The following is a 24,981-nucleotide window of genomic DNA, read 5'->3' as shown; positions in this document are numbered from 1 at the left end:
AGTAATAGTTTGGAAAATAATCGACTGCATGATTTTGAAAATCATGAAAGAGAAATTCAGGATATAATAAGCAAAAGATATGATACCGACTATCATGGTCATCCTATTATGGATAGTTGGGATGAGTCATTCTTTGATGTGATTAAAGACAATTATCAAAAGGGGGACCGGATACTCGACATCGGATGCGGCCCCGGGTCGATATGGAAATACCTAAAAAGGTTAGAATCTCCAGGGTGTCTTGTGGGGATAGATTTATCTCCCGGCATGATCGCAGAAGCGCAAAAAAAATATCCAGACGGCGATTTTAGAGTCGGGTCCGTATTGGCGTTGCCCTTTGAAGCGGGAGCTTTTGATATGGTGATCGCTTCTTCGGTATTGCATCATGTGCCTGATGAATACTTAGAAAAAGCATTACAAGAAATATACAGGGTATTAGATGAACATGGTCGTTTTATCGGAAGAGAGCCCGTAGGCGACAAAAAGTTTGGGACTCAACCGGGGTGGTTTTCTGGCGCGCTGATGCATTTCAGACATTTTTTATACAGTAGTTATCATGTTAGGGAGTATCCTGAACCGGCTCTGGGCGATAATCATCATGCCTATGAACCAAAGGAATTCTACCATACCCTGACTAAACATTTTAAAGTATCCTATTATCGCTTTTTCCACCCTGTAAGCCCCTTTTTTTCGAGGCTTCATACAAAATGGGCTGTAGATCTTGCCGTTAAATTGGATTCTCTGGTCGACAAGGTCGTAGGCAATATTTTTGTTTATATTGGGAAGAAGAACCACTCCAGCGCGGTAGATGTAAATTCGTGCATAGAAAACTATTTGAATGAAGCCTATGAAAATAAGGTCCCTCTACAATTCTTAGCCTTTTTACGGCAAGCGGCTAACTACTTTGAGAAAGAATCTGACAAATATGCGAGGAAATGAGACTTTGTCCCTCGAATTGAAAGAAGGACTATAGGAATGAGCCAACTATTGGAGCGCTTTCGAGAAGTCCATGGACGTAATCCCAAAGTTTTGCATATAGGCAATATCGCCAATAATTCCTACAATAACGCGAAGTTAATCAACGGAAACGGCATAGATTGTGATGTATTGTGCTATGATTACTACCATGTTATGGGATGCCCTGAATGGGAAGACGCAGACTTCAGAGGCGATTACGGAGATGATTTCTTTCCGAATTGGGAAGCAGTCGACTTGAATGGATTTCAGCGACCCAAGTGGTTTGTTCAAGGTCCATTGAATTTTTGCATTAAGTACTTGGACTCCAAAAACCGTAACCATACTATTCGCGCCGGGTTTTGGTGGAAGGTGTTAGCAGAGTCTAGACGATTTATTAGATGGCGGAAAAAATACGGCTCATTTAGCTCCGGTAAAAAACACTTTATTGAATCACTTAAAAAATTTATTTCCAGAAAAGAATACTTTAGTTTATTAAGTGAAATTATTGTATTCTTTCTATTTACGTCGTTTTGGCAGATTCTCTTGTTGCTTTTTATTACAGCCCGGTGTATGAATTCCATCGTCATATTCTCATTGAAAGTGCTTAAACGGTTTAAAAAAATGGCGACTCGCTCACAAGGTCGCGGGACAAGAGAAAGGCGCCGTTCTTTATCGATGGTATCGTGGGACGATTATATCGCCCACTGTGAATCATTGGTGCGAGAATTCAACGAGCATTTTCCGGACAGACCGGATAAGTTGAATGTCGAGGAACTGGAACAGTTTTATTCTCCCGTTAATAAATTCCTTTATTTATTTCAGCACTATGATTTGGTCGAAGCCTACTCGACAGATCCGATTTATCCACTCTTGATGCGGTTTAAACCGTATATCGCCTATGAGCATGGGACCATCCGGGACATCCCCTTCGATGACAATGTTGTATCTCGATTGACTGCGCTGGCTTACGCCAAAGCCGATCATGTGTTTATTACAAACCCTGATTGCATAAAGCGGGTTGACGACTTATGCATAAAGAAATATTCTTTTGTGCCCCATGTGATTGATCAAAAGTACGAAAGGGCGCCATCGCCTGTGAGAAGCAGGTATGGTATTTCTGAAAAGAGCAGACTAATTTTCGCGCCGGCGCGACAAAATTGGGAGATCAAGGGCAATGACATAACCTTTCACGCCTTTCATCAATACTTGCAGGATTACCCCGACGCCTATTTGGCCATCCCTTTTTGGGGACAAGATGTCGATAAGTCAAAATCCCTGATTGACGAGCTCAAAATCAAAAAAAACATTATCGAATTGGAACCACTAAAGATTCGTGAACTGATTGATTGGATAAATGCTGCCGATTGCGTGATCGACCAGTATTACGGATATTTTGGAGGAATCGCGCCTTCAGCGTTAGCCTGCGGGAAACCGCTCATCATGGATTTCAATGCGAACTGGTATGAATGGGCTTTTACAGAAATGCCGCCCGTGCTATGGGCCAACACTGTTCAGACAGTGTATGAGAGATTAATCGAAGCAATGAAGATGGATCTAAACAGTTACCACGCTCAAGCGATTCAATGGGTCAAAGAGAATTACGGTTATGAGATGGTGAAGGACGAACATATCGCACAGATCGCCTCACTACTTGCTACAAGGGGATGTTCATATGATTAACGTAGCACTATTGGGGAATAACCGGTTGGCGGTGGAAGTCATCAACCATTGCCTGCAAGATCCTGAAGCCAACCTCCTGGCTGTTTTAAACCCGAACGATTCTGGTGTGGACGGCAACAGCCTCTCACTGAAAAATTTTGTCCTGGAACATCATATTCCCTTTATCCAGCCGAACACGATCAATAACCCCGAGGCGATTGAGACACTAAGGCGATGGAAACCGGACATTATGTTGTCTTGCTCCTATGCAAAAATCCTTAAGAAAGAGGCAATCATGTCCGCCGGTTCAGCCTGCTTAAACTTTCACTTTTCCTTACTGCCCAAATATCGCGGTTGCATGCCATTAGTGAATGCTATCGCAAATGGCGAGAAGACGGTTGGGGTAACCCTGCATTTTATCTCGCCAGGAATTGATACGGGTGACATTGTCGAGCAAGTTCCAATTTTGCTCCCAGCGCACGCAACTGCCGCGGAGGCTTATGGATGTTGCGTTGACAGGGCTGTGGCGCTGTTCAAGGACTGGTGGCCTCTGATTAAAACAAAGGCCGAGTTGCCTCGGAGAGCGCAGAAAGATACGGAAGCTTCTTATTATACCTTTGTTTATCCCAATGACCGTTGGGTGAATTGGGATGACGATGCGGAAATGGTGGCATGTCACATTAACGCATTAACAAATGGATCGTACCCGGCAGCAAGGACGGTCAGTCGAATCGGGGAAATTGAGCTGTTAGGCTCGTCAGAACCGGTGGAGGGTGTTTGGGATCAACCGGGCAAGATTCTTAGCGTCGACGGCGCTGCAATGACGGTGGCCTGTGCCAGAAACGCGGTGCGTGTAGCCGGAGTCAGATTCCGTGATACGCTGTTAGAGGGGTGCCAGGTTCAATCCATGCTTGCTTGCGGTGAAATGCTGATATCTCCGGGTGCGCGCCGATGATCTGCATTACTTTTGACACAGATTGGATATCCAATGAACACCTAGAACAATTAAACCCCATTGACATGATTCCGGGAAAAGCTACGTTTTATTGCACACAGCCCTACGAGTACTTGGAGAAAAGAATCGAAGACGTAGAGATTGCGATTCATCCTAGGCTGGATTGGGGCGCCGATTGGTTAGATGAAATTACAAAGCTGAAAGCTGCCCTTCCCTATAGTTCTGACGGGATAAGACCGCATTCCTGCGCCTATAGTCAACTGCTTGGGGTTCACTTGCGCAACGCGGGGTATACCTATATAAGTCAGGTCACCCTCCCCAATCTGGCTAATCCTAAACCCTACCGGCACCCTTGGGGAATCTGGGAAGCGCCCATTTTTTACATGGATAATATGGATTTTACGCTGGCTGAGAACTGGAAAAATAGTAAGCATACCCCTTTTCAGCGTAAAATTATCGATACGGCCGTTCATGGCGACGGCGTGTATGTCTTTGACTTTCACCCTATTCACTTAATGTTGAATACACCGGACCGGGCATATTACCAAGAAAATAGAAACAAACTGGGTCAAGCCGGCCCGATTGCCTATTCGGGGTACGGGACGAGATCCTTTTTTGAGGAACTCATTGGCGAGATGAAAAAATACGATGTGCTTTCCTACACAGTGGACGATACAGTAAAATTATTTGAAGGAGTAGATGTTGAGTGAAGCGCAACATGCACATTCACTTGAACGATCCCCGAAATGGAGAAAAGCTGAAACTATACTCGGACGGAGAAGCCAACGATAAGGTTGAACAGGGGTTGCTGGAAGCTCCTGACGGTTACTGCTATCCCGTAGTGGGGGGGGTCCCCCGGTTTCTCTCCGGATTTTATAAAGAGGACGAAATTACAAAGGATGTCATCGCCTCCCAAGATGGCAGGCTCACCTCAATTCATGACGAAGAGGTGAAGGCCACGAGAGGCACTTTTTCAGACAAGTGGACAAGGTTTAAAAATTACGGCTTTGAGGAGAAACATCGTGAATTTCTGTTAGGATGGTATGTTAAAAAACTGGGATTGGACTCTGTTGATCAACTTAAAGATTTTTACGTGTCTCAGGAGCGCATTTTAGAGGTCGGACCCGGGTCCGGTTTTAACACCCGGTTTATGGCCGAGCAAACGGGTGGGACGGTGATGGCGGCTGACCTCAGTGAAGCGGCCATAACAACCTATGAAAATACAAGGGACCTGGATAATGTTTTCGTCGTGCAAGCAGATTTAATGGAACTCCCTTTTCCTGATGAGTACTTCACTTTTATCATTGCTGACGGTGTCCTGCACCACACGCCTTCCACCAAGCGCGGCGTTGAGCGTCTATATGGCAAACTCGCCCCAGGCGGCAGCTTTTTCTTTTATGTGTATAAAAAAATGGGGCCGGTAAGGGAATTCTGCGACGCTTATATTCGAGAGCAGTTTGTGAAGTTAACGACGGAAGAGTGCTATAAAGCCTGTGAGCCCTTGACCGACTTGGGTAGAGAGCTATCTCGCTTAAACGCAAAGATCACCTTGGACAAGCCGATAGACATACTTGGCATCCCTGCGGGAACACACGATGTTCAACGGCTTTTTTATTATAGTATAGCGAAGTGTTTTTGGAACGAAGCATTTGATTATGAGACGAACAACATGGTTAATTATGACTGGTATCATCCACACTTTGCATGGAAACATACCGAACAGGAGATTGCAGGTTGGTTAGAGGAGCTAGGTTGTAAGGAGTATAAATTTAATGACGCTAATCCTAATGGCATCTCTGTGCTTTTAAAAAAGCCAAGATAATGCGTAATTGGGGATAATGTTGATGGGACAATTGCTTTTAGCGTTTCACCTGTCTGTTGGGTTTTTGTTAATCGCTTTGACTTTTTTATTAGCATGCCTATTGCGAATAGTGAATTGTATTGGAGGGACCCCGCGAAAGCCCCGGCTCGTTTGGGGTCCGACTCCAATTATATCGATAAAATATATGTCACAAGCGATGCGAAATGCGGAGTATCAGAGTGATACGATTGTCTATGATGTATATAAAATTAATAGTGTAGAAGATTTTGATTTGCATCTTGATGATTTTACACCTAAAATACTGCCGCAATCTGCCCGACGGATATGGAAACGTCTGCTGGGTGACTACTTTGTCTTTCTTTACGCTTTGTTAAAGTATGATATTTTCTTTTACTTTTTTGATGGCGGTTTCTTGACCCGAACCCCCTATCGCTGTCTGGAACTTCAATTCTTACGCATCGCCCGTAAGAAATCGATCGTCATGCCTTACGGCAGTGATTCCTTTGTGTATTCTCGAATTCGCAACTTGGAACTCAGGCATGCCTTATTGAGGTGTTACCCTAACCTAGCTAAGATGGAGCACAAAATTTCCAGGCAAATTGATTACTTTTGTAGAAACGCAGATTTTGTTATGGGATGCATGGTCCATGTAGAATGCCTCCCGAGGTGGGATATGCTCCCGGTCCTGTATTACCCCATTGATACGGATAAATGGAGCAGCAATCGAAAAAAGAATCAGGCTGATGGCGTGAACGGGGAAGTGATCGTCGCCCACACGCCGAATCATAAGGGATTTAAAGGAACGGAGATCCTTATTCAGGCGTGCAAGGAACTGGTGAGCGAGGGGCTCAATGTGCGTCTCATGTTGATAGAGAACAGGCCAAATAAAGAAGTAAGACTGTTGCTGGAACAATGCGATATTCTGGCCGAACAGTTTGTCGTTGGATATGCTCTAAGCGCAGTGGAAGGCATGGCCTTGGGATTGCCGGTCCTGTCTAACATTGAGATCGATGTGATTCACCAGTTGTTTCGTAAACATTCTTATTTAGACGAGTGCCCCATAGTCAGTGTTAACTATTACACGTTCAAAGAAAAGCTTCGCGAATTAGTGATCAGCCCGGGATTGAGAGAAGAACTGGGTCGCCAAGGACGGGCCTATGTAGAAAAACATCATTCCTTTGGTTCAAATATAAAAATGTGGAACGAGGTTATTGAAAAGGTGTGGTATGATAAGGATATTGATCTTATGACATATTATGACAAATCGAGATCAGCGATTCAACCCGTGAAATACTTAAGCAAGGACGACTAACAGGAGGCGCATGTTATGAAAATCCTTGTCACCGGAGCCGGGGGCTACGTAGGGACTCATCTCTGCGGCGCCCTTACTGAAGCGGGGCATGATGTTATCGGAGTCGGCTTAGAGCGCCATATGACCCGGATAGAGAGCGCAGGTTGCAAGGGACTGTACTGTGACCTTGCTTCCAATGGCGAACTTGTGCTCCCTCCTGTCGATGCGGTGGTCTATCTGGCCCAGTCTTCCCATTACCGCCAGATGCCGGATATGGCGCCGGATCTGTTTGCTGTAAATACGCTGGGGGTTGTCCGTTTGGCTGAGGCGGCGCGACGGTCGGGCGCCAAGACATTTCTCTACGCGTCCACAGGCAACGTCTACACCCCGTCTTTTCTACCGTTGCGCGAGGATTCGCCGCTGCGTGACGATGATTTTTACGGCCTGAGCAAACAAATGGGCGAAAAGGCCCTGGTATTGTTTGCGCCATACCTCAATGTCATATCGATGCGCATTTTCGGAGTGTATGGGCCGGGGCAGGAGAATATGTTAATCCCCAGGTTAATCGAGCGCGTGAGATGCAGTGAACCGATTACCTTGGAGCCCGGCGAAGGGGAGGCCGATACGGGGGGACTGCGTCTTACGCCCTGTTATGTCGACGACCTGACAGCGATCATCGGCGCGCTGCTGTCCCGGGAGATACAAGTCCAAGGGCCGATCAACCTGGCTGGTCCCGAGGTGATCAGCATCGGCAGGATCGCGAAAGAGGCAGGCTGTCTGCTTGGCGTCGAGCCTCTGCTCCGCATTGCCCAGGGGAAACGCAAAGGGGACTTGGTCGCGGACACGACCTTATTGCGTTCGTTGGTGGACGTACCCTTCACCCCTTTTGTTGAGGGCATGCGCAGGACCCTCTTCGGAGAATAAGCGGTGAAGAAGCTGAAGGTGCTCCACGGGCCAATCAACATCGGGAATCATGCCTGGTCTTTAGGGCAGATGGAAAGGAAAGTCGCGCCGGGACTCGTGGAGAGCCGCGTCGTCGACTTTTTTCCTACAATTTACGCGCAGGAAGTGGACGAGAGCTATTCCTTTGGCACATCCCCGGCCTCGGGAATCCACCGCCGTCTGGCGATGGCGGTCTACGCGAGCAAGGCCCTTCACCGTTTTGACCTATTCCATTTCTATTTTGGCAAGACCTTTTTTCCCCCGACGACCCGAAACACCCCCCTTGACTACCTGGACCTGCCCTTGTTGAACCGTCTTGGGAAAAAATGTGTCATGACCTTCCAGGGTTGTGATGCCCGCCTGCGCATGGCAACCCTGTCAAGCAACCCGATTTCTGCTTGTGATCGTCAGCATTGCCAAAATCCGCAGTGTGATGAAAGACTGGATCGAATAAAACAAAAGAATATTTCACTGATCCTAAAACACTGCGCCCATGTGTTTTGCTTGAACCCCGACCAGTTGCGCCATGTTCCCGGCGCCGAATTCTTGCCCTATTGCCTTTGCCAGCAAAGGGGACGAAGCAAACGGGAAAAGAGGGACGACGCTCCCATGGTCATCGTCCATGCGCCTACCGATCGGCATGTGAAGGGAACAAAGTATGTATTAGAGGCCTTTGCCACATTACAAAAGCACTACCCTGTAGAATGCATTATCGTAGAAAACATGTCCCACCGCGAGGCGCTCCAGGTGTACGAAAAAGCGGATCTCGTCGTAGATCAACTGTTGTGCGGCTGGTACGGCGGCCTATCGGTGGAAGTGATGCAAATGGGGATTCCCGTTGTGGCGTATATCCGAGAGAGTGACCTGCCTTTTATTCCGGAAAAGATGCGGGAAGAGCTCCCGGTGATCAATGCGAATCCCGATACGATCACAGATGTGCTTGTTGCCCTTGTTGAGGACAGGGAACGACTGCGCGAATTGGGGCGCCGGTCAAAGCGTTTCGCCCATCGGTGGCACAACCCCGAGGCCATTGCCCGGGCCATGATTCAACTCTATCAGAATCCATCAGGGTCCTTCTGGGCGAACTTCGATATTCCAGGGTGAGATTCAGACGATGAGGCGATGGAATGAAGCGGTATGATTATGTTGTTGTTGGCGCCGGCATTATCGGGTTAACAATAGCGCGGGAATTGAAGTCCCGATGGAAAGAATGTTCCGTCTGTATGATCGAGAAGGAACCTGATGTGGCCTATCACTCCAGCGGTCGAAACAGCGGCGTGTTGCACGCGGGTTTTTACTATACGGCGGACAGTCTGAAGGCCAGATTTACCCGCGACGGCAACCGCGCCATGCGGGACTACTGCGAGAAAAAAGGAATTCAGATCAATCGCTGTGGGAAGATCGTCGTAGCCACCGATGAAGAGGAATTAAAAGGCCTTGAAGAGTTGAAGCGGCGGGCTGAACGAAACGGCGTCGAACTCCTTTGGATGGAGGAGGAGGAGGTTCAGCGCCTCGATCCTAACGTAAGGACCTATCAAAAGGCGCTCTACTCCCCGTCCACGGCATCTGTCGATCCTATCGAAGTCTGCCAGGCGATCAAAGCGGACAATGCCGGCATGGGCATCGACATGCGCTACAGCACCAAGTACGAGCGCTTTAACGGAGGCGTTGTTCACTGCGACAGCGGTCCCATCGGTTGCCGTTACCTGATCAACGCCGCCGGTCTCTACGCTGACCGGATTGCCCATGGCCTGGGCTTCGGCAAGAAGTACACGATTATCCCTTTCAAGGGGATTTACCTGAAGTACGCCAAAAACAAAACCGATGTGGTTACAAACATATATCCGGTTCCCAACCTGGCGAATCCTTTTCTCGGCGTTCATTTCACCAAAACAGTGGATGGTAGCATCAAAATCGGCCCCACAGCCATTCCTTCGTTCTGGAGAGAAAACTACAAAGGCCTGGAAAACTTCCGTCTGGATGAGATGATCAGCATTCTGATTTACGAGGCCAAGCTGTTCTTTACCAATTCCTTCAATTTCAGAAAGCTTGCCTTTGAAGAGATGCGCAAGTATGACAAAAGCCGCCTCATTCAAGCCTCTTTAAAAATGGTAAAGAACGTGGACGCGCAAGGGTTTGGTAACTTTATGCGACCAGGTATCCGGGCGCAGTTGTTGAACCGGGAGACCTTGGAGTTGGTCCAAGATTTTGTCATCGAAGGCGACAACCGCTCGCTCCATGTCCTCAACGCAGTTTCACCTGCCTTTACCTGCGCTTTTCCTTTCGCCAGGCACGTGGTGGACCAGATGGAGACCTTGAACAACTGAAAGTGAAGGACAGGTCAGATGTGCGGTTTTGCAGGCCTTTTTACAAAAACAAATAAGGGTGATCTGCGTCAGCCGCTTAAGCGAATGATTGACGCCATCGCTCACCGGGGTCCTGACGACGAAGGCTTTTGGATAAAAGGGCCGGCAGCATTGGGATTCCGTAGATTGAGCATTATCGACCTGGAGCATGGTCATCAGCCCATGGTCGATCCGCAAGGTCGCTATGCCCTTGTGTTCAACGGCGAGATCTATAATTACGTTGAGTTGAGAGAATGCTTGATTAGGGAAGGATTCCATTTTCGAACCCGGAGTGATACGGAGGTATTGCTTTTTTCCTATATCGCCTGGGGCGTAGAATGCCTGCAGCGGCTCAACGGCATGTTTGCCTTCGCGATTGTCGATACGCTGAAGGAAGAGGTCTTTATCGCCCGTGATCGACTTGGAATTAAGCCGTTGTATTATCACAGCAACGACCAGGGTCTTGCCTTTGCGTCGGAGATTAAGGCGCTGCTCCAACTGCCAGGCTTTACCGCCGATGCGAATCTAAAAAGCATCGGTTACTATCTCCGCTATATGTACAACCCTACGGACGAAACATTCTTTCAGGGCGTATACAAACTGGAACCGGGATGCTGGTTGCGTTACGGGCGGCAGGGGATAAACGTTGGGCGGTATTGGGACGTGTCCTTTCACTATGACCGTTCTCGTTCAGCGGAAGATACTGTTGCGGAGCTGCGGGCGCTGATCGAAGACGCCGTGACCATCCATTTGCGCGCCGACGTTCCTCTGGGCTGTCATCTGAGCGGCGGACTGGATTCGAGCACCGTCGTCTGCCTCGCCTCCCGCCATTACCCTGGCAGAATAAAAACATTTTCTGGCAAATTTAGGGAGGACAAATTTTACGACGAGACAGAGTACGCGAAAACTGTGTCACGCTATGCCGGAACAGAATATTTGGAGACGGCGCCGACGATGGAGGACTTCCTTCGCATGTTGCCCAGCCTAGTCTGGTATATGGACGAGCCAGCCGTCGGACCGGGAATCTTCCCGCAGCAGGTCGTGAGTTGCCTGGCCGCAGAGCATGTCAAAGTGGTGCTGGGGGGACAGGGCGGGGATGAAGTTTTCGGTGGATATCCTCGCTATTTCTTGACTCTCTATGACTGCGGCTCAGGAATCGGCGCGAGCCCATCCTCTGCCGGTATCACACGAAAATGGCGCACCCGGTGGAATGTGCTCCAAGCCTCGCTTCGGCAGCATGGTCTACTGGCGACCTTAACGAAAGTCGGGCGCCGGATGCAGGCGCGAGCGGGGGATTTTGAGTCTCTGTGGGAAAGATACACCTCATCCCTTTCGGGAGATAGCCCCCTGCTGGGCGCCCGATTGAAAGAACAGATGCTGGATGGGGAACTGCGAGAGGGTTTTCTTCGTTTTCTGCGCCAGGCGCCGACAGATCAACTGTTCGATAAAATGTTATACCATGATCTGAAGTGCTACCTGCCGGGCCTTCTCCAGGTGGAAGACCGGACGAGCATGGCCGTATCGCTAGAGTCGCGTGTGCCGCTACTGGACTACAGGATCGTCGAGTATGCGTCGACGATCCCGCCGGAACTGAAGGTGTTCGGTTTGGAGCCGAAAAGCGTCTTCAAGCAGGCAATCGCGGGCATTATCCCGGAAGAGGTGCGCCGGCGCAAAGACAAGAAGGGCTTCCCCACTCCGATCAACCTGTGGTTCAAAGCGGGGGCGCGGCAGTTGCTGCAGGATATCCTGCTGGATCCGGCGGCGAGGCAACGAGGGTTGTTCGATGCAGCAGCCATATCCCGCAGTTTGGAGACAAGCCACGATCACGCTTGGGCGCTGTGGTCGCTCTGCAACGTGGAATTATGGTTTAAATTGTTCATCGACAAGGACCCCAGATGGTTGGAGCGAATCCAACCCAACTTTGGAGTGAAGCGGACATGAACGGCCGGTATGACGCGATTATGTTGGTTGCCAACGGAATCATCCATGACCCTAGGGTAACCAAAGAAGCGACATCACTGGCCTCCGCCGGTTATTCTGTTTTGGTCATTGGGATTCAGCCTGAGCGAGCGGTCAACGGGGAAACGACTGACCGGAAAGAATGGCAGATGGCATTGACCCAGTCGCCGCCGTGGCTGTCCGCCTGGTTGGCGAGGTCACGGGGAAAAAAAATTGAGCTTCTGGTCAAAGGGGTTCATGTCCTATTTGCCAATTTCAGAATGATCCAGATCGCTGCCCGGAACGGCGCGAGGGTGCTTCACGCCCATGACTTAAATACGTTGCCGGCTGCCTGGGTGCTGAAGCAGTTCCGACGGTGCGCACATGTGGTCTATGACAGCCATGAGTTGTGGGTGGAACAGAATCCGGCCTGGCCCGATTGGTTTAAAAAAATACAAGGACAGTTGGAGAGGCTGCTGCTGCGCTCTGTCTCGTCAGTGATCACGGTCAATGAAGGGATCCGGAAAGAACTGAGGCGAAGATACCCGCACCTCCCTGAATGCCATGTCCTGGAAAACTACGTCCCCTTGGAGCGGGAGGTCCGGCCAACGGGAACGCCGGGGCCTGAGAAAACGACCGGAAACCCCTTGCGGGTCTTGTATCACGGCGGTTATCTGCCCGGCAGGGGTTTGGAAGTCGTTTTGGAGGCTGCCGAGCGATTGCGGGGAATGGAGATAGATTTTTATTTCCGCGGTTACGGACCGCTGGAACAATCTATGAAAGCGTTTATCGAGCGTAACGCCTTGCCCCGAGTGCATATGCTGCCTGCGATAAAAATGAAGGAACTGGTAAGAGAAGCACGGCATTTTGACGTAGGCATTGTCCCCTACTTGCCCAATTGTCGGAACAGCGAATTGGCACTTCCCAATAAGCTCTTTGAGTATATGGCTGCCGGCCTGGCGGTCGTGAGCAGCGATCTGCCGGAGATCCGCCGGATACACAGCCAGGCGGCTTTTGGACTGTTGTACCGGGCGGGTTCGCCCGACAGTCTGGCGGAGGCGCTCAAAAGCCTTTGCGAAGACCGCGGTCAACTCATATCGATGAGAGCGAACGCCGTCGAATGGATTTATCACCAGGGCAACTGGGGTAAGGTGTCCCACCGGCTGATAGAAATTTATGACCGTCTGGGATGCTCCCCGACCAGGGAAAAAGCGAAGGAAGCAAAGCATGAGTAGGAAAAGCGATCTGCCGCGAGTCTGGATGATCAATCCCTATGCGGTGACGCCTGAATACCCGGCCAGCGGACGGCATTATGAATTTGCTGAAGAACTGTCTCGAAATGGTTGGCATGTGACCGTCTGGGCCATGTCTTTTATCCATGTGATCAAACAGTTTCATCGACCCGGCTGTGAGAGGGTGTTTTCACAGCACAGCGAGGGCGCCGATGATTGCCGGTGGCACTGGTTGTGGACGCCCCGTTACTCCCAAAACGGCCTCAGCCGTTTGCTCAATATGCTAGTCTTTTCAATTCATTTCCTTGTCCGTGGGCTTTTTTCGACGGAAAAACCGGATATCGTCATCGGCTCTTCTCCACACTTGCCGGGGGCTATGGCAAGTGCAATGGTGGCACGGGTCCGCCGGGCAAGGTTTGTTTTCGAGGTCCGCGACCTTTGGCCGGATACCCTGGTCGATATGGCGCCGAATACCCCCAGGTGGTTGGTAAACCTTTTATATCGCGCGGAAGCGTGGCTCTACCGGCAGGCGGACAGCATCATCGCCCTTACGCCGGGAATCGCCGAGCGGATCAAAGACAAGGGGCCCTGGGCCGACAAGCTCGTCATGATCCCTAACGGTGTTTCCCAATCGACCTTCAGGGTCTTTGGGAAGGTAGAGGTGGAGGAATTACGGGGGCATTTGGACGTCGGCGAAAGCTTTGTGATCATGTACTCCGGCGCTCATGGTCCAGCGAATGCATTGGATGTTGTCGTCGAAGCGGCGCGCCTCGTGCAAGCGAAGGGTTGCCCGGTCCGGTTCGTCCTGGTGGGCGAAGGCCAGGAAAGGGCGCACTTGATGGCGAAAGCGCAACAAAGCGGATTGACAAACATCCTGTTCACCGGTCCGGTGGAACGCTCTGAGTTGGGGAAATACCTGGCTGTCGCAGACGCTTATCTGCTTACGCTCCGCAACATCCCCACCTTTGCGACTGCGTTGCCCAACAAGTTGTTTGATTACCTTTATTTCGGCAAACCGATTGTTGCCGCAGTTCCCGGATACACAGCGAATCTCATTGAGTCAGAATCGCTCGGTTTGGCCGTGCCGCCTGATGATCCCGAGGCACTGGCAAAAGCGATCGAGGGGCTGTGGAAGGAAAGGGAGTTGTTTACGTCGTTGCCGGAAAGGGCAAACAAGGTGTCGAACAGTTATTCCCGTGAAAGGGCGGTAAAAAAATTGGTTGAAATGCTGCATTCGTTATTACCCTTGTGAGTAGTGTATTGAAGCATCTGGAAGTGGCATGCCGCGTTGTTTTAGAGAACCTTCGATTTGTTGGCAATAGCGTCATTTTGAGATAGTGATCGGGGGAAAAAAGGTTGAACGATCGCTTGACCGGCAAATATCTGGTCATCATCCCGGCCTATAATGAGGCGGAAAATATCGGCGGTGTTCTTGAGGAGTTGAAAGTCGTCGTCCCTTGGGTCGACGTGGTAGTCATCGACGACGGTTCCCGCGATGGGACGGCGGAGATCGCCGCGCGGCATGGGGCGACGGTGCTCCGCCATCCTTTCAATCTGCGCTATGGGGCGGCTTTGCAGACGGGTTTTAAGTATGCCGCTCGCTACGGCTATGATTATGTCATTCAGTTTGATGGCGACGGTCAGCACGATCCGGCTAACATCATCGACATGGCGCGGGCGATGAAAGCTAGCGGCGCGGACATTGTCATCGGTTCCCGTTTTGTGGACAATAAGAAGCACACCAACTGGATGCGCGGTCTTGGCATCAAGATTTTTTCGCTCCTCATCAAGATGCTGACGCGGCAGGATGTGGCCGATCCCACGTCAGGCTTGCAGTTTTTAAACCGGCGGGTCTTCCAGTTCTATGCGCGGCCCAACCAGTTCCCTGTCGATTTTCCTGACGCCAATGTGCTCGTGTTGATGATCTTGGCGGGCTTCCGGGTGACTGAGCGTCCGGCTTCGATCCGCGAGCGCGTCCATGGTGAGAGCATGCATAAGGGCTTCAAGGTAGTCAAGTATTTGGCCACGATGATGTACAGCATTTTTATCGCTATCATTAAAGGACGAGCCTACCGGAAGGTCCTGGCCGTCAATACGGAAGGGAGCTATTCCCGGTGAGTTGGAAACTGATCTGGTTTGTCCGCATTATCGCCTTTACCTTTGCTGTCTATGTGATCCATAAAGTGAAGAACAACCGTCTCAGTGAAAAAGAGTCCATGTACTGGATGGCTGGGACGCTGGCCATACTTTTTTTGGCCATCTGGCCGGAACTGGTCGATATTGCGGCGGCATACCTAGGGGTTGTCTATCAGCCGGCGTTGCTCTTCTTCCTTGGCATTCTCTTCATTCTGGTTATTTTGTATAGACAAGCCAGCCATATCTCCCAATTGAAGGAGTCGAATAAGGAACTGGCTCAGATGGTTGCGCTGCTTGATGCGGAGGTGCGCCTCTTGCAAGGCGGGCGCCCTGAAGCGGCGACGCGACGTGGCGATGAGGATTGAGGGAGTCGTAGACGATCGGCATCGCCAATCGTGAAACTGGCAACAGCAAAGGCATTTCCTGTTCATTGTCAGACGCATTCTGGGTGTGCTTGTCTTACGTTCGTTACCCCGCTATAATGAATAGTGACTTCTGGCGATGGGGGAGAGTCCATGTCCAGGCCGATCCGGGTTTTACACATCATAGGCGGCGGAGAAATAGGCGGCGCCGAGATCCATATCCTGGACTTAGCCAGACATTTTTCACCGCAAGAAGTGGAGTTGCATCTCTGTTGCCTTTTTCCGGCGCCGCTGCTGCAGCGCGCGTTGAAGCAAGGAGTTCAGGCGACGGCAGTAACGATGCGCAGCAAAGTGGATATCGTCGGCTTCTGGAAGGTGCTCCAGTTGACTCGTCAGATTCAACCGTCGATCGTTCATACGCACGGGGTGAGAGCCAACTTAGTCGGACGCCTGGCTGCCAAAATCGCCGGTGTTCGCTGCACTGTTACGACGGTTCATAGCGTATTGGAGAATGATTATCCGGACAAGCTGTCTCGCTGGATCAACTATTGGTCCGAAAAATTGACAGCCGCCTTGACGGAACGACATATCGTTGTGGCCAACTTCCTAAAGAAAAAGCTTTGTGAACAGGGGATAGCGCCAGACAAAGTCACCGTGATCCACAACGGTGTCGATGACGGAAAGTTTGTGGATGCTAAAAGGAAATCGGATTTGCGAGCGGAGTTTGGGATCGCAAACGATGCGCCCCTGGTAGGGATGGTCGGCCGCTTTCATCCCGTTAAAGGGCACAAATATCTCATCGAAGCCGCCAAAGAAATTCTAAAAATTAATAGCAATGTCCGGTTCCTGCTGGTGGGTGACGGATTTAATCGGGAAATGATTGAAACCGTTATCCGGGAAGAGGGATTGGAACCCTTTTTTTTATTGACCGGTTTTCGCGAGGATATCGCTGATATCTATCGCGCCATCGATGTGCTGGCCTTGCCGTCTCTATCCGAGGGGCTTAGCTTGACACTGATGGAAAGCATGCTTTGTGAATGCCCAGCCGTGGCGACCGCTGTTGGAGGCAATCCGGAAATCGTAGCAGACGAAAAGAACGGTCTTGTCATTCCTCCTGGAGACGCCCTTGCCCTGGCCGCCGCATTGCTCCGGCTGATCGAAAACCGGGAAGAGTCCAGGAGGTTTGGCGAGGCGGCGCGCAAGACCATAGAGGAGCGTTTTACAGCGAAACGGATGGCAGAGAGAACACAGAATCTCTACCGTGAATTGTTGCTGGGCCGTTTAGGGGTTTCAGGGTGAAATTGTCTACCAAATTGGGAAAGGCCGGGGGATATCCCTCCGGCCATTTCTGATGCTGTCCCTATGAGAATTTGCTGTACCTACTAGTTGTTACTGCCTCACCGGCAGCGCTACGAGGTAGACCCCGAAGACAATGACAGCGACGCCAAACCAGCGGGTCCAGGGGATGGTTTCTTGAAAAACCAGCCAACCAAGCAAGACGCCGAAGACAAAGGCGAGACTTTGCAGCGGGTAGGCAAGGCTAAAGTCCATCCGGGAGAGGATGGAGAACCATACGCCGGTGGCTATAACATAGAGGACAAGACCGGCTATAATCCAGGGGGAGAGGGCAATAGCGGATAGATTGGCGAGGCTGAATCCGCCGATTTTTTGTAGTCCGATTTTCCAGAGGGTTTGACCGGTCAAGAGAAGCGCTATGTTGATCATGATTAGAAGCATGACGTCCCAAGCTAGCAAGGGTTTCGGCATATGACACCTCCACGGAACGCTTATTCTGGCAAAGAAGTCACTCGGTCACAGGAGTGGCTTCTTTGTGTATCCGGCTTAGGTTGCTTCTTGGCAACCCCATAGAAGTGAGGCGCACAGCCAAAAGGAGGCAACCATCAGCGGGACTTCAAAGACGTTCTCCACGGCGTTATGGAGCACCACGCCAAAGAGCCCGCAAGCGACGCCAGTAGCCAGGGCCCGACGAGATGACGGAGCATGGACAGCTGCCCCGATGGCCGTGCGGAGCGCAGCGACCATCAAAGCGATGAAGGCAAAGAGGCCCAGCAACCCTGTTTCGGCGGCTGTTTTCATGTAGTAGTTATCTGTGTAGAGCGTTCTGTGGGGAAGCAAGTCCTTATTGTGCTCCGCCGCCGCGCCGCCGTAGCGGCCCAAGCCGACACCAATCAGGGGGCTCTGTTCCACTTTCTCCAACGCCAAATCCCACCGCTCGAGGCGACCGTCCTGGGCGGATTTGTGGAGGTATTCGGGGCTGAGCAGGTAGCTGATCCGGTCGGCGACCGAAGGGGAGGCGATGGGAAGCAGGATGACGCCGATGATCAACAGGGCGATTAGACGGCGATCCTGGAGGACGCCGAATAGGATGATCACCGCCGCGAGGGCGAGCCAGGCGCCGCGGGAAAAGCTAAACAGCATGGAGGCGCCCATCATGCCGGCGCAGGCCAGATAAAAGATGCGCTGCCAGGCGTTGCCGCGATAGGCCAGCCCCAGTGCGATCGGTGTCGTCAATACAAGGATACTGCCGAGGATGTTCGGGCTGCCGACAATGGAAAAGGCGCGGGTGGCAATGCTACCCAACTCGGCCTGGTCAACCCAGTGCTCCGGCATGGGAACTTTGGCGATGAATTGATAGACACCGACAGCGGCGATGGCCGTACCGACCAGTGTGAAGAGGATCAGGAGCAGGGCAGCTTGCCTGGGACTGCGGACGAGTTGAACGGCGATATAGAACCACAGCATGTGTTGGACGATGACACGGAGCCCGTCAATGGGAATGATGATCCGCGGATAGGCAGCGTCAATGAGAAAGAGGAAAAGCATGAGGGAGATGAAGGCGGTCAGGGCGAAAAAAGTGGGATGGATGCGCCAGCGAAAATCTCGCTTGACCAGCCAGTGGCCGATCAGGGCGGCGGCGAGCAAAGCCAGCAGGAGGTCGTCCCAGATGTTGGTGATCGGCGTTGGCTTTAGGCGCATGACCCAGTCGATGACAGCATAGCCGATAAGTCCGTACAGTCCAAACTCGGGACGCAGAACGATCAGCGTTGGCGCCACCAGGACCGCCGGCAACGCCAGGACGAGAGGGTTTTGGAGCTTAATGGATAAGAAGGCGAGCCCAGCGCCCAAGATTAGGAGCATCAGGTACATGATCAGGGCGCTGAGGCCGATCAACGGCGGCGCTACAGGGCGCTGGTCATCTCGTTGGACGAGTTCTTCCGGCAGCAGGGAATGAAAGAGGCGTCCCGGGAGGGACTCTGCCCAGATCTCTCGGACGGTGGCGGTGGAGCGGGACCAGAGCATGAGCAACAGGATAAGCAAGGTCAGGGTGAGGCCGGATTTCAGGGTAAGCGCGCCGAGTGCGGCGTAGGCAAAGAAGAGGCCGCCAAGGAAGGCCAGGCCGGCCCGGCTTAGCCCATCCAGTTGCCACCCCTCTGGACAGGCCAGGTGACGGAGGATGTCGACGAGGATACTTCCGTTGGCGACGGACTCGATACGGTCGACGAAAGCAAGGCGAAGCGCCGATACTTTGTAAACCGGCCTTGACAAGAACAAGAATAACCGGGAAGAAACGAGGCGTGAATCGAGCCTTGCTGCTGGATCGCCGCTGAAAAAACGGGCAAGTAGGCCTTTTCCGGCGGCACTAATCGCCCCTTCCAGCAACGCATGAAAACGGCTAGAGAGCCAGAGGGGTTCCAACCGCTGCAGCCAGCCGAAGAGAAAGAGGGCCATCCGGCCGGCGAGACTGTTGACAATTATCCGTTGAACCGTTTGAATGGTATTCAGGGAATTCACCTACCCAATCATAATTGAAGCAAAGGATGACCGGAGTGGACATTGTCTGTATTGGCGCCGCTGAATGGCACGGCATCTGGGCAAGAGCACAGCAAATAATGGTGCGGTTGGCCAACCGGGGGCACCGTATCCTTTATGTCGATCCCCCTATCACCTATCTGGCGCCGTTGAAGAACAGGGAATTGCTGAACACACGCTGGGAAAGCGCTGGGCGCCTGAAGGCGGTCGAGCCGGGCCGGATCTGGCGGCTGGAACCGCCGATTTTTCTTCCCTTTCATGGGATGCGGCGGACCATCAACAAGATCAATCAGCGCCGGCTCGGCGGAGCCCTGCGCCGGGGTCTGCGGCAGTTAGGTTGGGAGCGGCCCGTACTGTGGACCTATCTGCCCGGTTCATGCGACCTTCTTTCCGCCGGCGTCGATTGGGATTACCGGATCTATGATTGCGTAGACGATCATGCCGCCTTTACGGGCCTCATCGATCCGGTCGTCATGGTCGATATGGAAAAGGACCTCGCTCGCCGCTGCGACGCTGTTTTCGCGTCGGCCGGCGCCTTGCAGGAAAAGATGCGGCTCGTCCGTTCCGACGTGACCCTCATTGCCAACGCGGCCGATGTGGAGCACTTCCGTCAAGCCGCAGAGCCTCAAATGAGGGAGAAGGATCCGGCCGATCTGCCATCCGGCTACCGGCATGTAATCGGATTTATCGGCGGCATCGGAGACTGGATCGATACAGACAAGCTGGCGGAGGCGGCAAGGGCGCACGGGGATTGGGCGCTTGCGCTCATCGGCCCTGTGGAGACTGATGTATCCACCTTAAAAGAACTCCCCAATGTATTTTTTCTCGGGCGAAAGCCTTATTCCGTACTGCCCGACTATGTGCGGCGCTTCGATGTCTGCCTGTCGCCCTTCCGGTTGAATGAGCTGACAATCAGCGTCAATCCTGTCAAGGTGTACGAGTACTTGGCTGCCGGCAAGCCCGTCGTCTCGACGGCATTGCCGGAGGTGCTCCCCTTTTCCCCGGCGGTGACGGTGTGCGGACCAGCCGATTCCTTCGTAGGTTGCATTGAGGCAGCCCTCGCCGGAGACAGTCCGGAAAAGCAGGCAGAGCGGATGGACCTGGCCCGGCGGCATTCCTGGGACGCCCGGCTGATGGCTATGCTGGAAATAATTAGGAAATGTTCGGGATAACCCGGCGAATCGCTTACTGTTTACTGTTTGTCCAGTACGGTCACCTTTGTTACGGTGCCGAGCAGTTGCGTCTTTTGCGTCTTGTAGTAATATTCCTTGCCCGCCTTGATCTCCTGGTTGCCTACACGCAGATCGGCCGTGGCTGAGCGGGACACGCCGCGGACGACCAGATGCACGTCCTTCATGTAGGGATCATCGGTAACGGTAAGCTGGCCTTGCGCGTTGGTTTGTGATTGACGGGACGGCACGACCTGAATCGATTCGACCCGGACATCTCTTTGTTCAAAAAAGGTCCCGCCGCCCACGAGCGATTCCTTCGGATCGAGACCGGCAGCCACCTCGGGCAGCACCTTTTTGATGACAACCTCGAATTGGACGGCGGTTTCGGTCGTTTGCACGATGGTCTTCGTCTTTGTCGCCAGACCTGCCACGAGGGCGACTACAGCCAGCAGGATCAGAAGGTCGAGAGGATTAATGATTCCAAAGAGCCGCCCTTTTTCGTTGACTAGTTTCATCAGGGAAATAAGCCTCCTCCAACGTTTTTGGGTGTCTCCTGTAGTTTTGTGGTATACTCACAGGAAAACATACACTCTTTCGACACCAGGCGCACCGATCCTCTTTCGTGAAGAGAACATAACGGGGATCGCCATGGAATAACTTGCTGAGAGGAAGATTTGAGGCAATGAGGGAAAAAGTGAATTTATCGGTAGAGGACATTCAGGGGATTCTACCCCATAGACCCCCCTTTCTCTTGGTTGACCGGATCATTGAGCTAGAGGTGGGCAAGTGGGCCGTGGGCTTGAAGAACGTGACGATGAACGAACCCTTTTTTCAAGGCCATTTCCCCGGTCACCCGGTGATGCCCGGTGTTCTAATCGTCGAGGCCTTGGCCCAGACGGGCGCCGTTGCCCTGCTGAAGATGCCGGAATACGCCGGCAAGATAGCTTTGTTCGCCAAGATTGACGGCGTCCGATTCCGCCGCCCCGTCGTGCCCGGCGATACGTTGCGGTTGGAAGCGGAGATGACGGCGCTGCGCAAAACGATCGGCAAAGCGATGGGGCGGGCCTATGTGGATGACCAATTGGCCTGTGAAGCCGAGATGACTTTCGCCATTGAGCGATAGTTAAGCCGTTGTTAAGTGACGGATGCCCCCGCGCATGCCCATTGTATTCCCATTCCCGTTGGAGTAAAATAGAAATTGAAATGTCCAACAAACAGAGGAAAAATTTAATAATCATCGATTCATACCGCATAAGGAGGCGACCCGGGTGTCGATGGCACTGGCAGTCTGCGCTGCCTTCCTGCTTGCCCTTTTACTGACGCCTTTGGCGCGTCGGCTGGCGTTTCTCATCGGCGCCGTGGATGCTCCCGGCGGGCGCAAGGTGCACCAGCAGCTCATGCCCCGTCTCGGCGGTTTGGCGATCTTCGGCGGATTCATGCTGACGGTAGTGGCCTTAGGCGTCACGGACAGTGATTATCAGCGTTCTGAGATCATCGGCATGCTCGTCGGCGGCGCCATCATCGTCCTTGTGGGTATCCTGGATGATACCCGCGATCTGCCGGCGAAGGTGAAACTGCTCGGTCAAGTTGTCGCCGCCCTGGCCATTCTGCCCTTTGGCTTGTCTGTCGACTTTGTGACCAACCCCTTTGTGGGTCCCGACGTGGTGGAACTCGGTTGGTTGCGCGGACCGATCACCGTGCTTTGGATCATCGGCGTTACGAATGCGGTGAACCTGATTGACGGTCTCGACGGGCTGGCCGCCGGTATCGCCGCGATCGCATCGGTGACGATGGCGATTGTCGCCTGGACGCAGGGCCAGATCCTTGTCGCATCTCTGGCGCTGGTGCTGGCCGCTTCGTCCGCGGGCTTTCTCAAGCATAATTTTCATCCCGCCAGGATTTTTATGGGCGATACGGGGGCTATGTTTTTAGGTTTTACCCTTGCTTGCCTGTCGATCATGGGATTGGCCAAGGTAGCCACCGTCATTTCCGTATTTATCCCCATTCTCATCGTGGGCATCCCCATCCTGGATACGGGATTTGCCATTTTCCGCCGCGTTCAAAAGGGACAACCTATCTTTCAGGCGGACAAGGATCACCTCCATCACCGGTTGCTGGCGTTGGGATTCAGCCATCCCCAGACGGTGATGATCATTTACGGCATCAATACGGTTTTAGGCGCCACCGCTGTTTTTCTCACCACCGTATCGACGGCGCAGAGTGTCTTTATCCTCATCCTGCTCGCCAGCTTGATCCTGGTGGCTGCGGATCGGGTCGGTATCCTAGGCCGCTCTTCGAGCGCGCCGGAGATTGCCGCAAGTCGCATCGGGATCGACATAGAGGATGAGTCGAACTGATCGAAGTTTGGTTGGGCCAAGGTTGACAGGCCATTGGTGGAAGCCAGTGGCTCTTCTTATTCCCGCACCGGATAGGGGGTACATATGGTGGATGAAAAAGGGCTTCCGAAGACGGGACATTCGGGTGTAACCCAGGAGGAACGGATGGTTCTTTTTAGCCAACCGGCAAGGAAACCCCGCTCCCGTTTTCGGGTTCGAATCGCAGGTGGAGGGCTTGCCCTCCTATTATCGGGATTCGTCCTTGGCCAGGTCGTTTTGGCCGGCGCCGCTTCGCCTGGGACAGCCGACGATCCGCTTGTTTCAAAAAGCTACTTGGAGAAGCTCCTCTGGGGAAACAGGGCTGATCTGCATAATCAGATCGTTGCGCTGAATCAACGGGTCGAGGCGCTTCAGAAAGCGCTGGAGAAATCGGGACAAAAGGTGGAACTTCCGCCGATGCCTCAAGGATTTCAAAACACCCCCTGGAATGCCAACGATGTGGATGGCGTCTCTGCCGCCACTCCCTTGGTCGGCGACAGCCAAAGCGTTTCGAACGGCGCGCCGGTGAATACGGAGACAGCGGGCGCGCCTGCGAAGGCATCCAATCCAGGGTTGCGGGAAGGCGCTATCGCTTCTCCCACTGGTGTCAATGTTCGCTTTGGGCCGGGGACAGATTACACCGTAATCACCATCCTCCCGAGCGGCGCTCGGGTCACCATCCTGGCGTCAATCGACGGGGTTTCAGAAGCGGAGAAATGGTATAAAGTAAAAATGCCCGACGGTCGTGAGGGTTTTATCCGTCAGGACCTGGTCTCAACCAGCCGCTGACGAAAAAATAGCGCATGTTGTCGCAGTATTTTTCACCGAAAGGGCGGTATCGCCGTTGAAGTTGATGGTCACCGGAGGCGCCGGTTTCATCGGATCCCATGTGGTCGAACGATGCATCGCCCGGGGTGACGAGGTTCTGGTTATCGATAACCTTTCAACGGGAAAGCGAGAGAATATCCCGGAGAAAGCTGCCTTTTTTCATTTAGATGTGGCCGGTGATGAGATCAGAGAGGTCATCGCCAGGGAAGCCCCTGAGGCGATCATCCATCTGGCCGCTCAGGTTGATGTGCAGGTGTCCCTGCGGAAGCCGCTGGATGACGCGAGAACGAACATCCTAGGGACGATCAACCTGCTGGAAGCCTGCCGCCAAAGCGGGGTCAAGCGGGTAATCGTTGCTTCATCGGCAGCCGTTTACGGCGATCCGGTGCGACTCCCCGTGGACGAAGACCACCCGCTGGCGCCGGCCAACGCTTATGGGATCAGTAAGCATACGCCCGAACATTATCTGCAACTCTACCGTGAACTATACGGGATTGTCGGAGTCGCCCTTCGTTTCGCCAATGTCTACGGACCCCGCCAGGATGCCGCCGGTGAGGGCGGCGTGGTGGCGATCTTTACGGAGCGGCTCTTACGGGGGCATGCCCCGATGATCTACGGCGATGGGGAGCAAACGCGTGACTTTGTGTATGTGGACGATGTGGTCGACGCGATGCTGATGGTCCTGGATGCGAAAATAGAACAGTTGGATCACAGCGTGTACAACGTCAGCACCGGACAGGCAACCAGTGTCAAGGCGCTGTTTAAACAGATTCGGGAACTGGTCGGAGCGGACCTGTCGGCCCAAGTCGCGCCTGCACGGGCGGGAGACATCCTGCATAGCTATCTGGACAGCAGCCGGATCGAGGATGCTGTGGGCTGGAGACCAAAAACACCGCTGCGGCAAGGATTGGCCCAGACGGTCGCCCGATGGACCCGGTAATTGAATAGCGATTTCGGCGTGATCGCCGGTGACATCATGGAGTTTGGCAAAACAGCCCTGCCTCCGGAAGTCGCCGGTTTTCTTTTTTGGTGGGCCAGTCCGGACGCAGCGAGGAGGTGGATTCGCGGGTTCTGTGAGTCGACATGTTTAGACAAAAAGGCGGCATGAACAGCAGTAGTCTTCGACTTATTTTTAG

The 24,981-nt window shown here is 52.6% G+C and carries 23 protein-coding genes; 20 read left to right on the top strand and 3 right to left on the bottom strand.

Annotated elements, in window-relative coordinates:
* Window positions 1-9 precede the first annotated feature (9 nt).
* The 15 genes from GTO91_RS07285 (at window position 10) to GTO91_RS07215 (ending at window position 16,938) form a co-directional block, all read left to right on the top strand.
* Window positions 10-939 carry a class I SAM-dependent methyltransferase gene (locus tag GTO91_RS07285; RefSeq protein WP_161257075.1) on the top strand — a complete coding sequence of 310 codons (930 nt, stop codon included), beginning with the start codon at window positions 10-12 and terminating at the stop codon, window positions 937-939.
* Window positions 940-975: 36 nt separating this feature from the next.
* The gene (locus GTO91_RS07280) at window positions 976-2,637 is read left to right on the top strand and encodes a glycosyltransferase family protein (RefSeq protein WP_161257072.1); all 1,662 of its coding nucleotides are present in this window, start codon (window positions 976-978) and stop codon (window positions 2,635-2,637) included.
* Window positions 2,630-3,571, top strand: coding sequence for a methionyl-tRNA formyltransferase (locus GTO91_RS07275; protein ID WP_161257069.1), 942 nt, complete (start codon window positions 2,630-2,632; stop codon window positions 3,569-3,571). Before GTO91_RS07280 ends, GTO91_RS07275 begins: the two co-directional genes overlap by 8 nt.
* Window positions 3,568-4,281 carry a polysaccharide deacetylase WbmS family protein gene (locus GTO91_RS07270; RefSeq protein ID WP_161257066.1) on the top strand — a complete coding sequence of 238 codons (714 nt, stop codon included), beginning with the start codon at window positions 3,568-3,570 and terminating at the stop codon, window positions 4,279-4,281. Before GTO91_RS07275 ends, GTO91_RS07270 begins: the two co-directional genes overlap by 4 nt.
* The gene (locus GTO91_RS18370) at window positions 4,278-5,393 is read left to right on the top strand and encodes a class I SAM-dependent methyltransferase (protein ID WP_161257062.1); all 1,116 of its coding nucleotides are present in this window, start codon (window positions 4,278-4,280) and stop codon (window positions 5,391-5,393) included. The genes GTO91_RS07270 and GTO91_RS18370 overlap by 4 nt, the downstream gene beginning before the upstream one ends.
* Before the next feature lie 22 nt (window positions 5,394-5,415).
* Complete coding sequence (locus GTO91_RS07260; RefSeq protein ID WP_161257060.1) at window positions 5,416-6,705, top strand: glycosyltransferase family protein; 1,290 nt, start codon at window positions 5,416-5,418, stop codon at window positions 6,703-6,705.
* A 15-nt stretch (window positions 6,706-6,720) separates the two neighbouring features.
* Entirely contained in the window at window positions 6,721-7,608 is an 888-nt protein-coding gene (locus GTO91_RS07255; protein ID WP_161257057.1) for an NAD-dependent epimerase/dehydratase family protein, read from the top strand.
* Between the two features lie 3 nt (window positions 7,609-7,611).
* The gene (locus GTO91_RS07250) at window positions 7,612-8,730 is read left to right on the top strand and encodes a glycosyltransferase (RefSeq protein ID WP_161257054.1); all 1,119 of its coding nucleotides are present in this window, start codon (window positions 7,612-7,614) and stop codon (window positions 8,728-8,730) included.
* Between the two features lie 23 nt (window positions 8,731-8,753).
* The gene (lhgO, locus tag GTO91_RS07245) at window positions 8,754-9,953 is read left to right on the top strand and encodes an L-2-hydroxyglutarate oxidase (RefSeq protein ID WP_161257052.1); all 1,200 of its coding nucleotides are present in this window, start codon (window positions 8,754-8,756) and stop codon (window positions 9,951-9,953) included.
* A gap of 18 nt (window positions 9,954-9,971) precedes the next feature.
* Window positions 9,972-11,912 (top strand): asparagine synthase (glutamine-hydrolyzing), encoded by a 1,941-nt coding sequence (asnB, locus tag GTO91_RS07240; RefSeq protein WP_161257049.1) that lies wholly within the window; start codon window positions 9,972-9,974, stop codon window positions 11,910-11,912.
* Window positions 11,909-13,144, top strand: a complete 1,236-nt coding sequence (locus GTO91_RS07235) for a glycosyltransferase family 4 protein (RefSeq protein ID WP_161257044.1) — start codon at window positions 11,909-11,911, stop codon at window positions 13,142-13,144. Before asnB ends, GTO91_RS07235 begins: the two co-directional genes overlap by 4 nt.
* Window positions 13,137-14,393 carry a glycosyltransferase family 4 protein gene (locus GTO91_RS07230; protein WP_161257041.1) on the top strand — a complete coding sequence of 419 codons (1,257 nt, stop codon included), beginning with the start codon at window positions 13,137-13,139 and terminating at the stop codon, window positions 14,391-14,393. The genes GTO91_RS07235 and GTO91_RS07230 overlap by 8 nt, the downstream gene beginning before the upstream one ends.
* A 104-nt stretch (window positions 14,394-14,497) precedes the next feature.
* Window positions 14,498-15,259: a glycosyltransferase family 2 protein gene (locus GTO91_RS07225; protein WP_235919268.1), complete on the top strand. Its 762-nt coding sequence runs from the start codon at window positions 14,498-14,500 to the stop codon at window positions 15,257-15,259.
* Window positions 15,256-15,642, top strand: a complete 387-nt coding sequence (locus tag GTO91_RS07220; protein WP_161257038.1) for a DUF2304 domain-containing protein — start codon at window positions 15,256-15,258, stop codon at window positions 15,640-15,642. Before GTO91_RS07225 ends, GTO91_RS07220 begins: the two co-directional genes overlap by 4 nt.
* Before the next feature lie 150 nt (window positions 15,643-15,792).
* Complete coding sequence (locus tag GTO91_RS07215; protein WP_161257035.1) at window positions 15,793-16,938, top strand: glycosyltransferase; 1,146 nt, start codon at window positions 15,793-15,795, stop codon at window positions 16,936-16,938.
* Between the two features lie 90 nt (window positions 16,939-17,028).
* Here the strand turns inward: GTO91_RS07215 and GTO91_RS07210 are convergent, their stop codons facing one another.
* Both GTO91_RS07210 and GTO91_RS07205 read right to left on the bottom strand, forming a co-directional pair.
* Window positions 17,029-17,406 (bottom strand): EamA family transporter, encoded by a 378-nt coding sequence (locus GTO91_RS07210; protein ID WP_161257032.1) that lies wholly within the window; start codon window positions 17,404-17,406, stop codon window positions 17,029-17,031.
* A 75-nt stretch (window positions 17,407-17,481) separates the two neighbouring features.
* Window positions 17,482-19,452: an O-antigen ligase family protein gene (locus GTO91_RS07205; RefSeq protein WP_161257030.1), complete on the bottom strand. Its 1,971-nt coding sequence runs from the start codon at window positions 19,450-19,452 to the stop codon at window positions 17,482-17,484.
* Between the two features lie 35 nt (window positions 19,453-19,487).
* Between GTO91_RS07205 and GTO91_RS18610 the strand changes: the two genes are divergently transcribed.
* A complete protein-coding gene (locus GTO91_RS18610; protein WP_161257027.1) occupies window positions 19,488-20,642 on the top strand; it encodes a glycosyltransferase in 1,155 nt (384 codons plus the stop codon).
* Between the two features lie 20 nt (window positions 20,643-20,662).
* Here GTO91_RS18610 and GTO91_RS07195 read toward each other — a convergent pair whose 3' ends face one another.
* Window positions 20,663-21,157 carry a DUF4330 domain-containing protein gene (locus GTO91_RS07195; RefSeq protein WP_161257024.1) on the bottom strand — a complete coding sequence of 165 codons (495 nt, stop codon included), beginning with the start codon at window positions 21,155-21,157 and terminating at the stop codon, window positions 20,663-20,665.
* Window positions 21,158-21,336: 179 nt separating this feature from the next.
* On the opposite strand from GTO91_RS07195, the gene fabZ reads away from it, so the two are divergent.
* The 4 genes from fabZ to GTO91_RS07175 all read left to right on the top strand — a co-directional run bounded on the left by fabZ (window position 21,337) and on the right by GTO91_RS07175 (window position 24,785).
* Window positions 21,337-21,765: a 3-hydroxyacyl-ACP dehydratase FabZ gene (gene fabZ / locus GTO91_RS07190; RefSeq protein WP_328793745.1), complete on the top strand. Its 429-nt coding sequence runs from the start codon at window positions 21,337-21,339 to the stop codon at window positions 21,763-21,765.
* A gap of 151 nt (window positions 21,766-21,916) precedes the next feature.
* Window positions 21,917-22,999, top strand: a complete 1,083-nt coding sequence (locus tag GTO91_RS07185; protein WP_161257219.1) for an MraY family glycosyltransferase — start codon at window positions 21,917-21,919, stop codon at window positions 22,997-22,999.
* Window positions 23,000-23,086: 87 nt separating this feature from the next.
* The gene (locus GTO91_RS18605; RefSeq protein WP_161257018.1) at window positions 23,087-23,806 is read left to right on the top strand and encodes an SH3 domain-containing protein; all 720 of its coding nucleotides are present in this window, start codon (window positions 23,087-23,089) and stop codon (window positions 23,804-23,806) included.
* 64 nt (window positions 23,807-23,870) lie between these two features.
* Window positions 23,871-24,785, top strand: coding sequence for an NAD-dependent epimerase/dehydratase family protein (locus GTO91_RS07175; protein WP_328793750.1), 915 nt, complete (start codon window positions 23,871-23,873; stop codon window positions 24,783-24,785).
* Window positions 24,786-24,981 lie beyond the last annotated feature (196 nt).

This window comes from Heliomicrobium undosum (assembly GCF_009877425.1).
Lineage (GTDB): Bacteria > Bacillota > Desulfitobacteriia > Heliobacteriales > Heliobacteriaceae > Heliomicrobium > Heliomicrobium undosum.
Note: the sequence above shows the minus strand (reverse complement) of the source record. Positions and strands in the feature narration are given on the sequence as shown.

What these genes read in the sequence shown, in the direction of transcription:
- GTO91_RS07280 (WP_161257072.1), top strand. Translation starts at nt 976, where the DNA reads ATGAGCCAACTATTGGAGCGCTTTCGAGAAGTCCATGGACGTAATCCC.
- GTO91_RS07275 (WP_161257069.1), top strand. Translation starts at nt 2,630, where the DNA reads ATGATTAACGTAGCACTATTGGGGAATAACCGGTTGGCGGTGGAAGTC.
- GTO91_RS07270 (WP_161257066.1), top strand. Translation starts at nt 3,568, where the DNA reads ATGATCTGCATTACTTTTGACACAGATTGGATATCCAATGAACACCTA.
- GTO91_RS07260 (WP_161257060.1), top strand. Translation starts at nt 5,416, where the DNA reads ATGGGACAATTGCTTTTAGCGTTTCACCTGTCTGTTGGGTTTTTGTTA.
- GTO91_RS07255 (WP_161257057.1), top strand. Translation starts at nt 6,721, where the DNA reads ATGAAAATCCTTGTCACCGGAGCCGGGGGCTACGTAGGGACTCATCTC.
- lhgO (WP_161257052.1), top strand. Translation starts at nt 8,754, where the DNA reads ATGAAGCGGTATGATTATGTTGTTGTTGGCGCCGGCATTATCGGGTTA.
- asnB (WP_161257049.1), top strand. Translation starts at nt 9,972, where the DNA reads ATGTGCGGTTTTGCAGGCCTTTTTACAAAAACAAATAAGGGTGATCTG.
- GTO91_RS07235 (WP_161257044.1), top strand. Translation starts at nt 11,909, where the DNA reads ATGAACGGCCGGTATGACGCGATTATGTTGGTTGCCAACGGAATCATC.
- GTO91_RS07230 (WP_161257041.1), top strand. Translation starts at nt 13,137, where the DNA reads ATGAGTAGGAAAAGCGATCTGCCGCGAGTCTGGATGATCAATCCCTAT.
- GTO91_RS07215 (WP_161257035.1), top strand. Translation starts at nt 15,793, where the DNA reads ATGTCCAGGCCGATCCGGGTTTTACACATCATAGGCGGCGGAGAAATA.
- GTO91_RS07210 (WP_161257032.1), bottom strand. Translation starts at nt 17,406, where the DNA reads ATGCCGAAACCCTTGCTAGCTTGGGACGTCATGCTTCTAATCATGATC.
- GTO91_RS07195 (WP_161257024.1), bottom strand. Translation starts at nt 21,157, where the DNA reads ATGAAACTAGTCAACGAAAAAGGGCGGCTCTTTGGAATCATTAATCCT.
- GTO91_RS07185 (WP_161257219.1), top strand. Translation starts at nt 21,917, where the DNA reads ATGGCACTGGCAGTCTGCGCTGCCTTCCTGCTTGCCCTTTTACTGACG.
- GTO91_RS07175 (WP_328793750.1), top strand. Translation starts at nt 23,871, where the DNA reads ATGGTCACCGGAGGCGCCGGTTTCATCGGATCCCATGTGGTCGAACGA.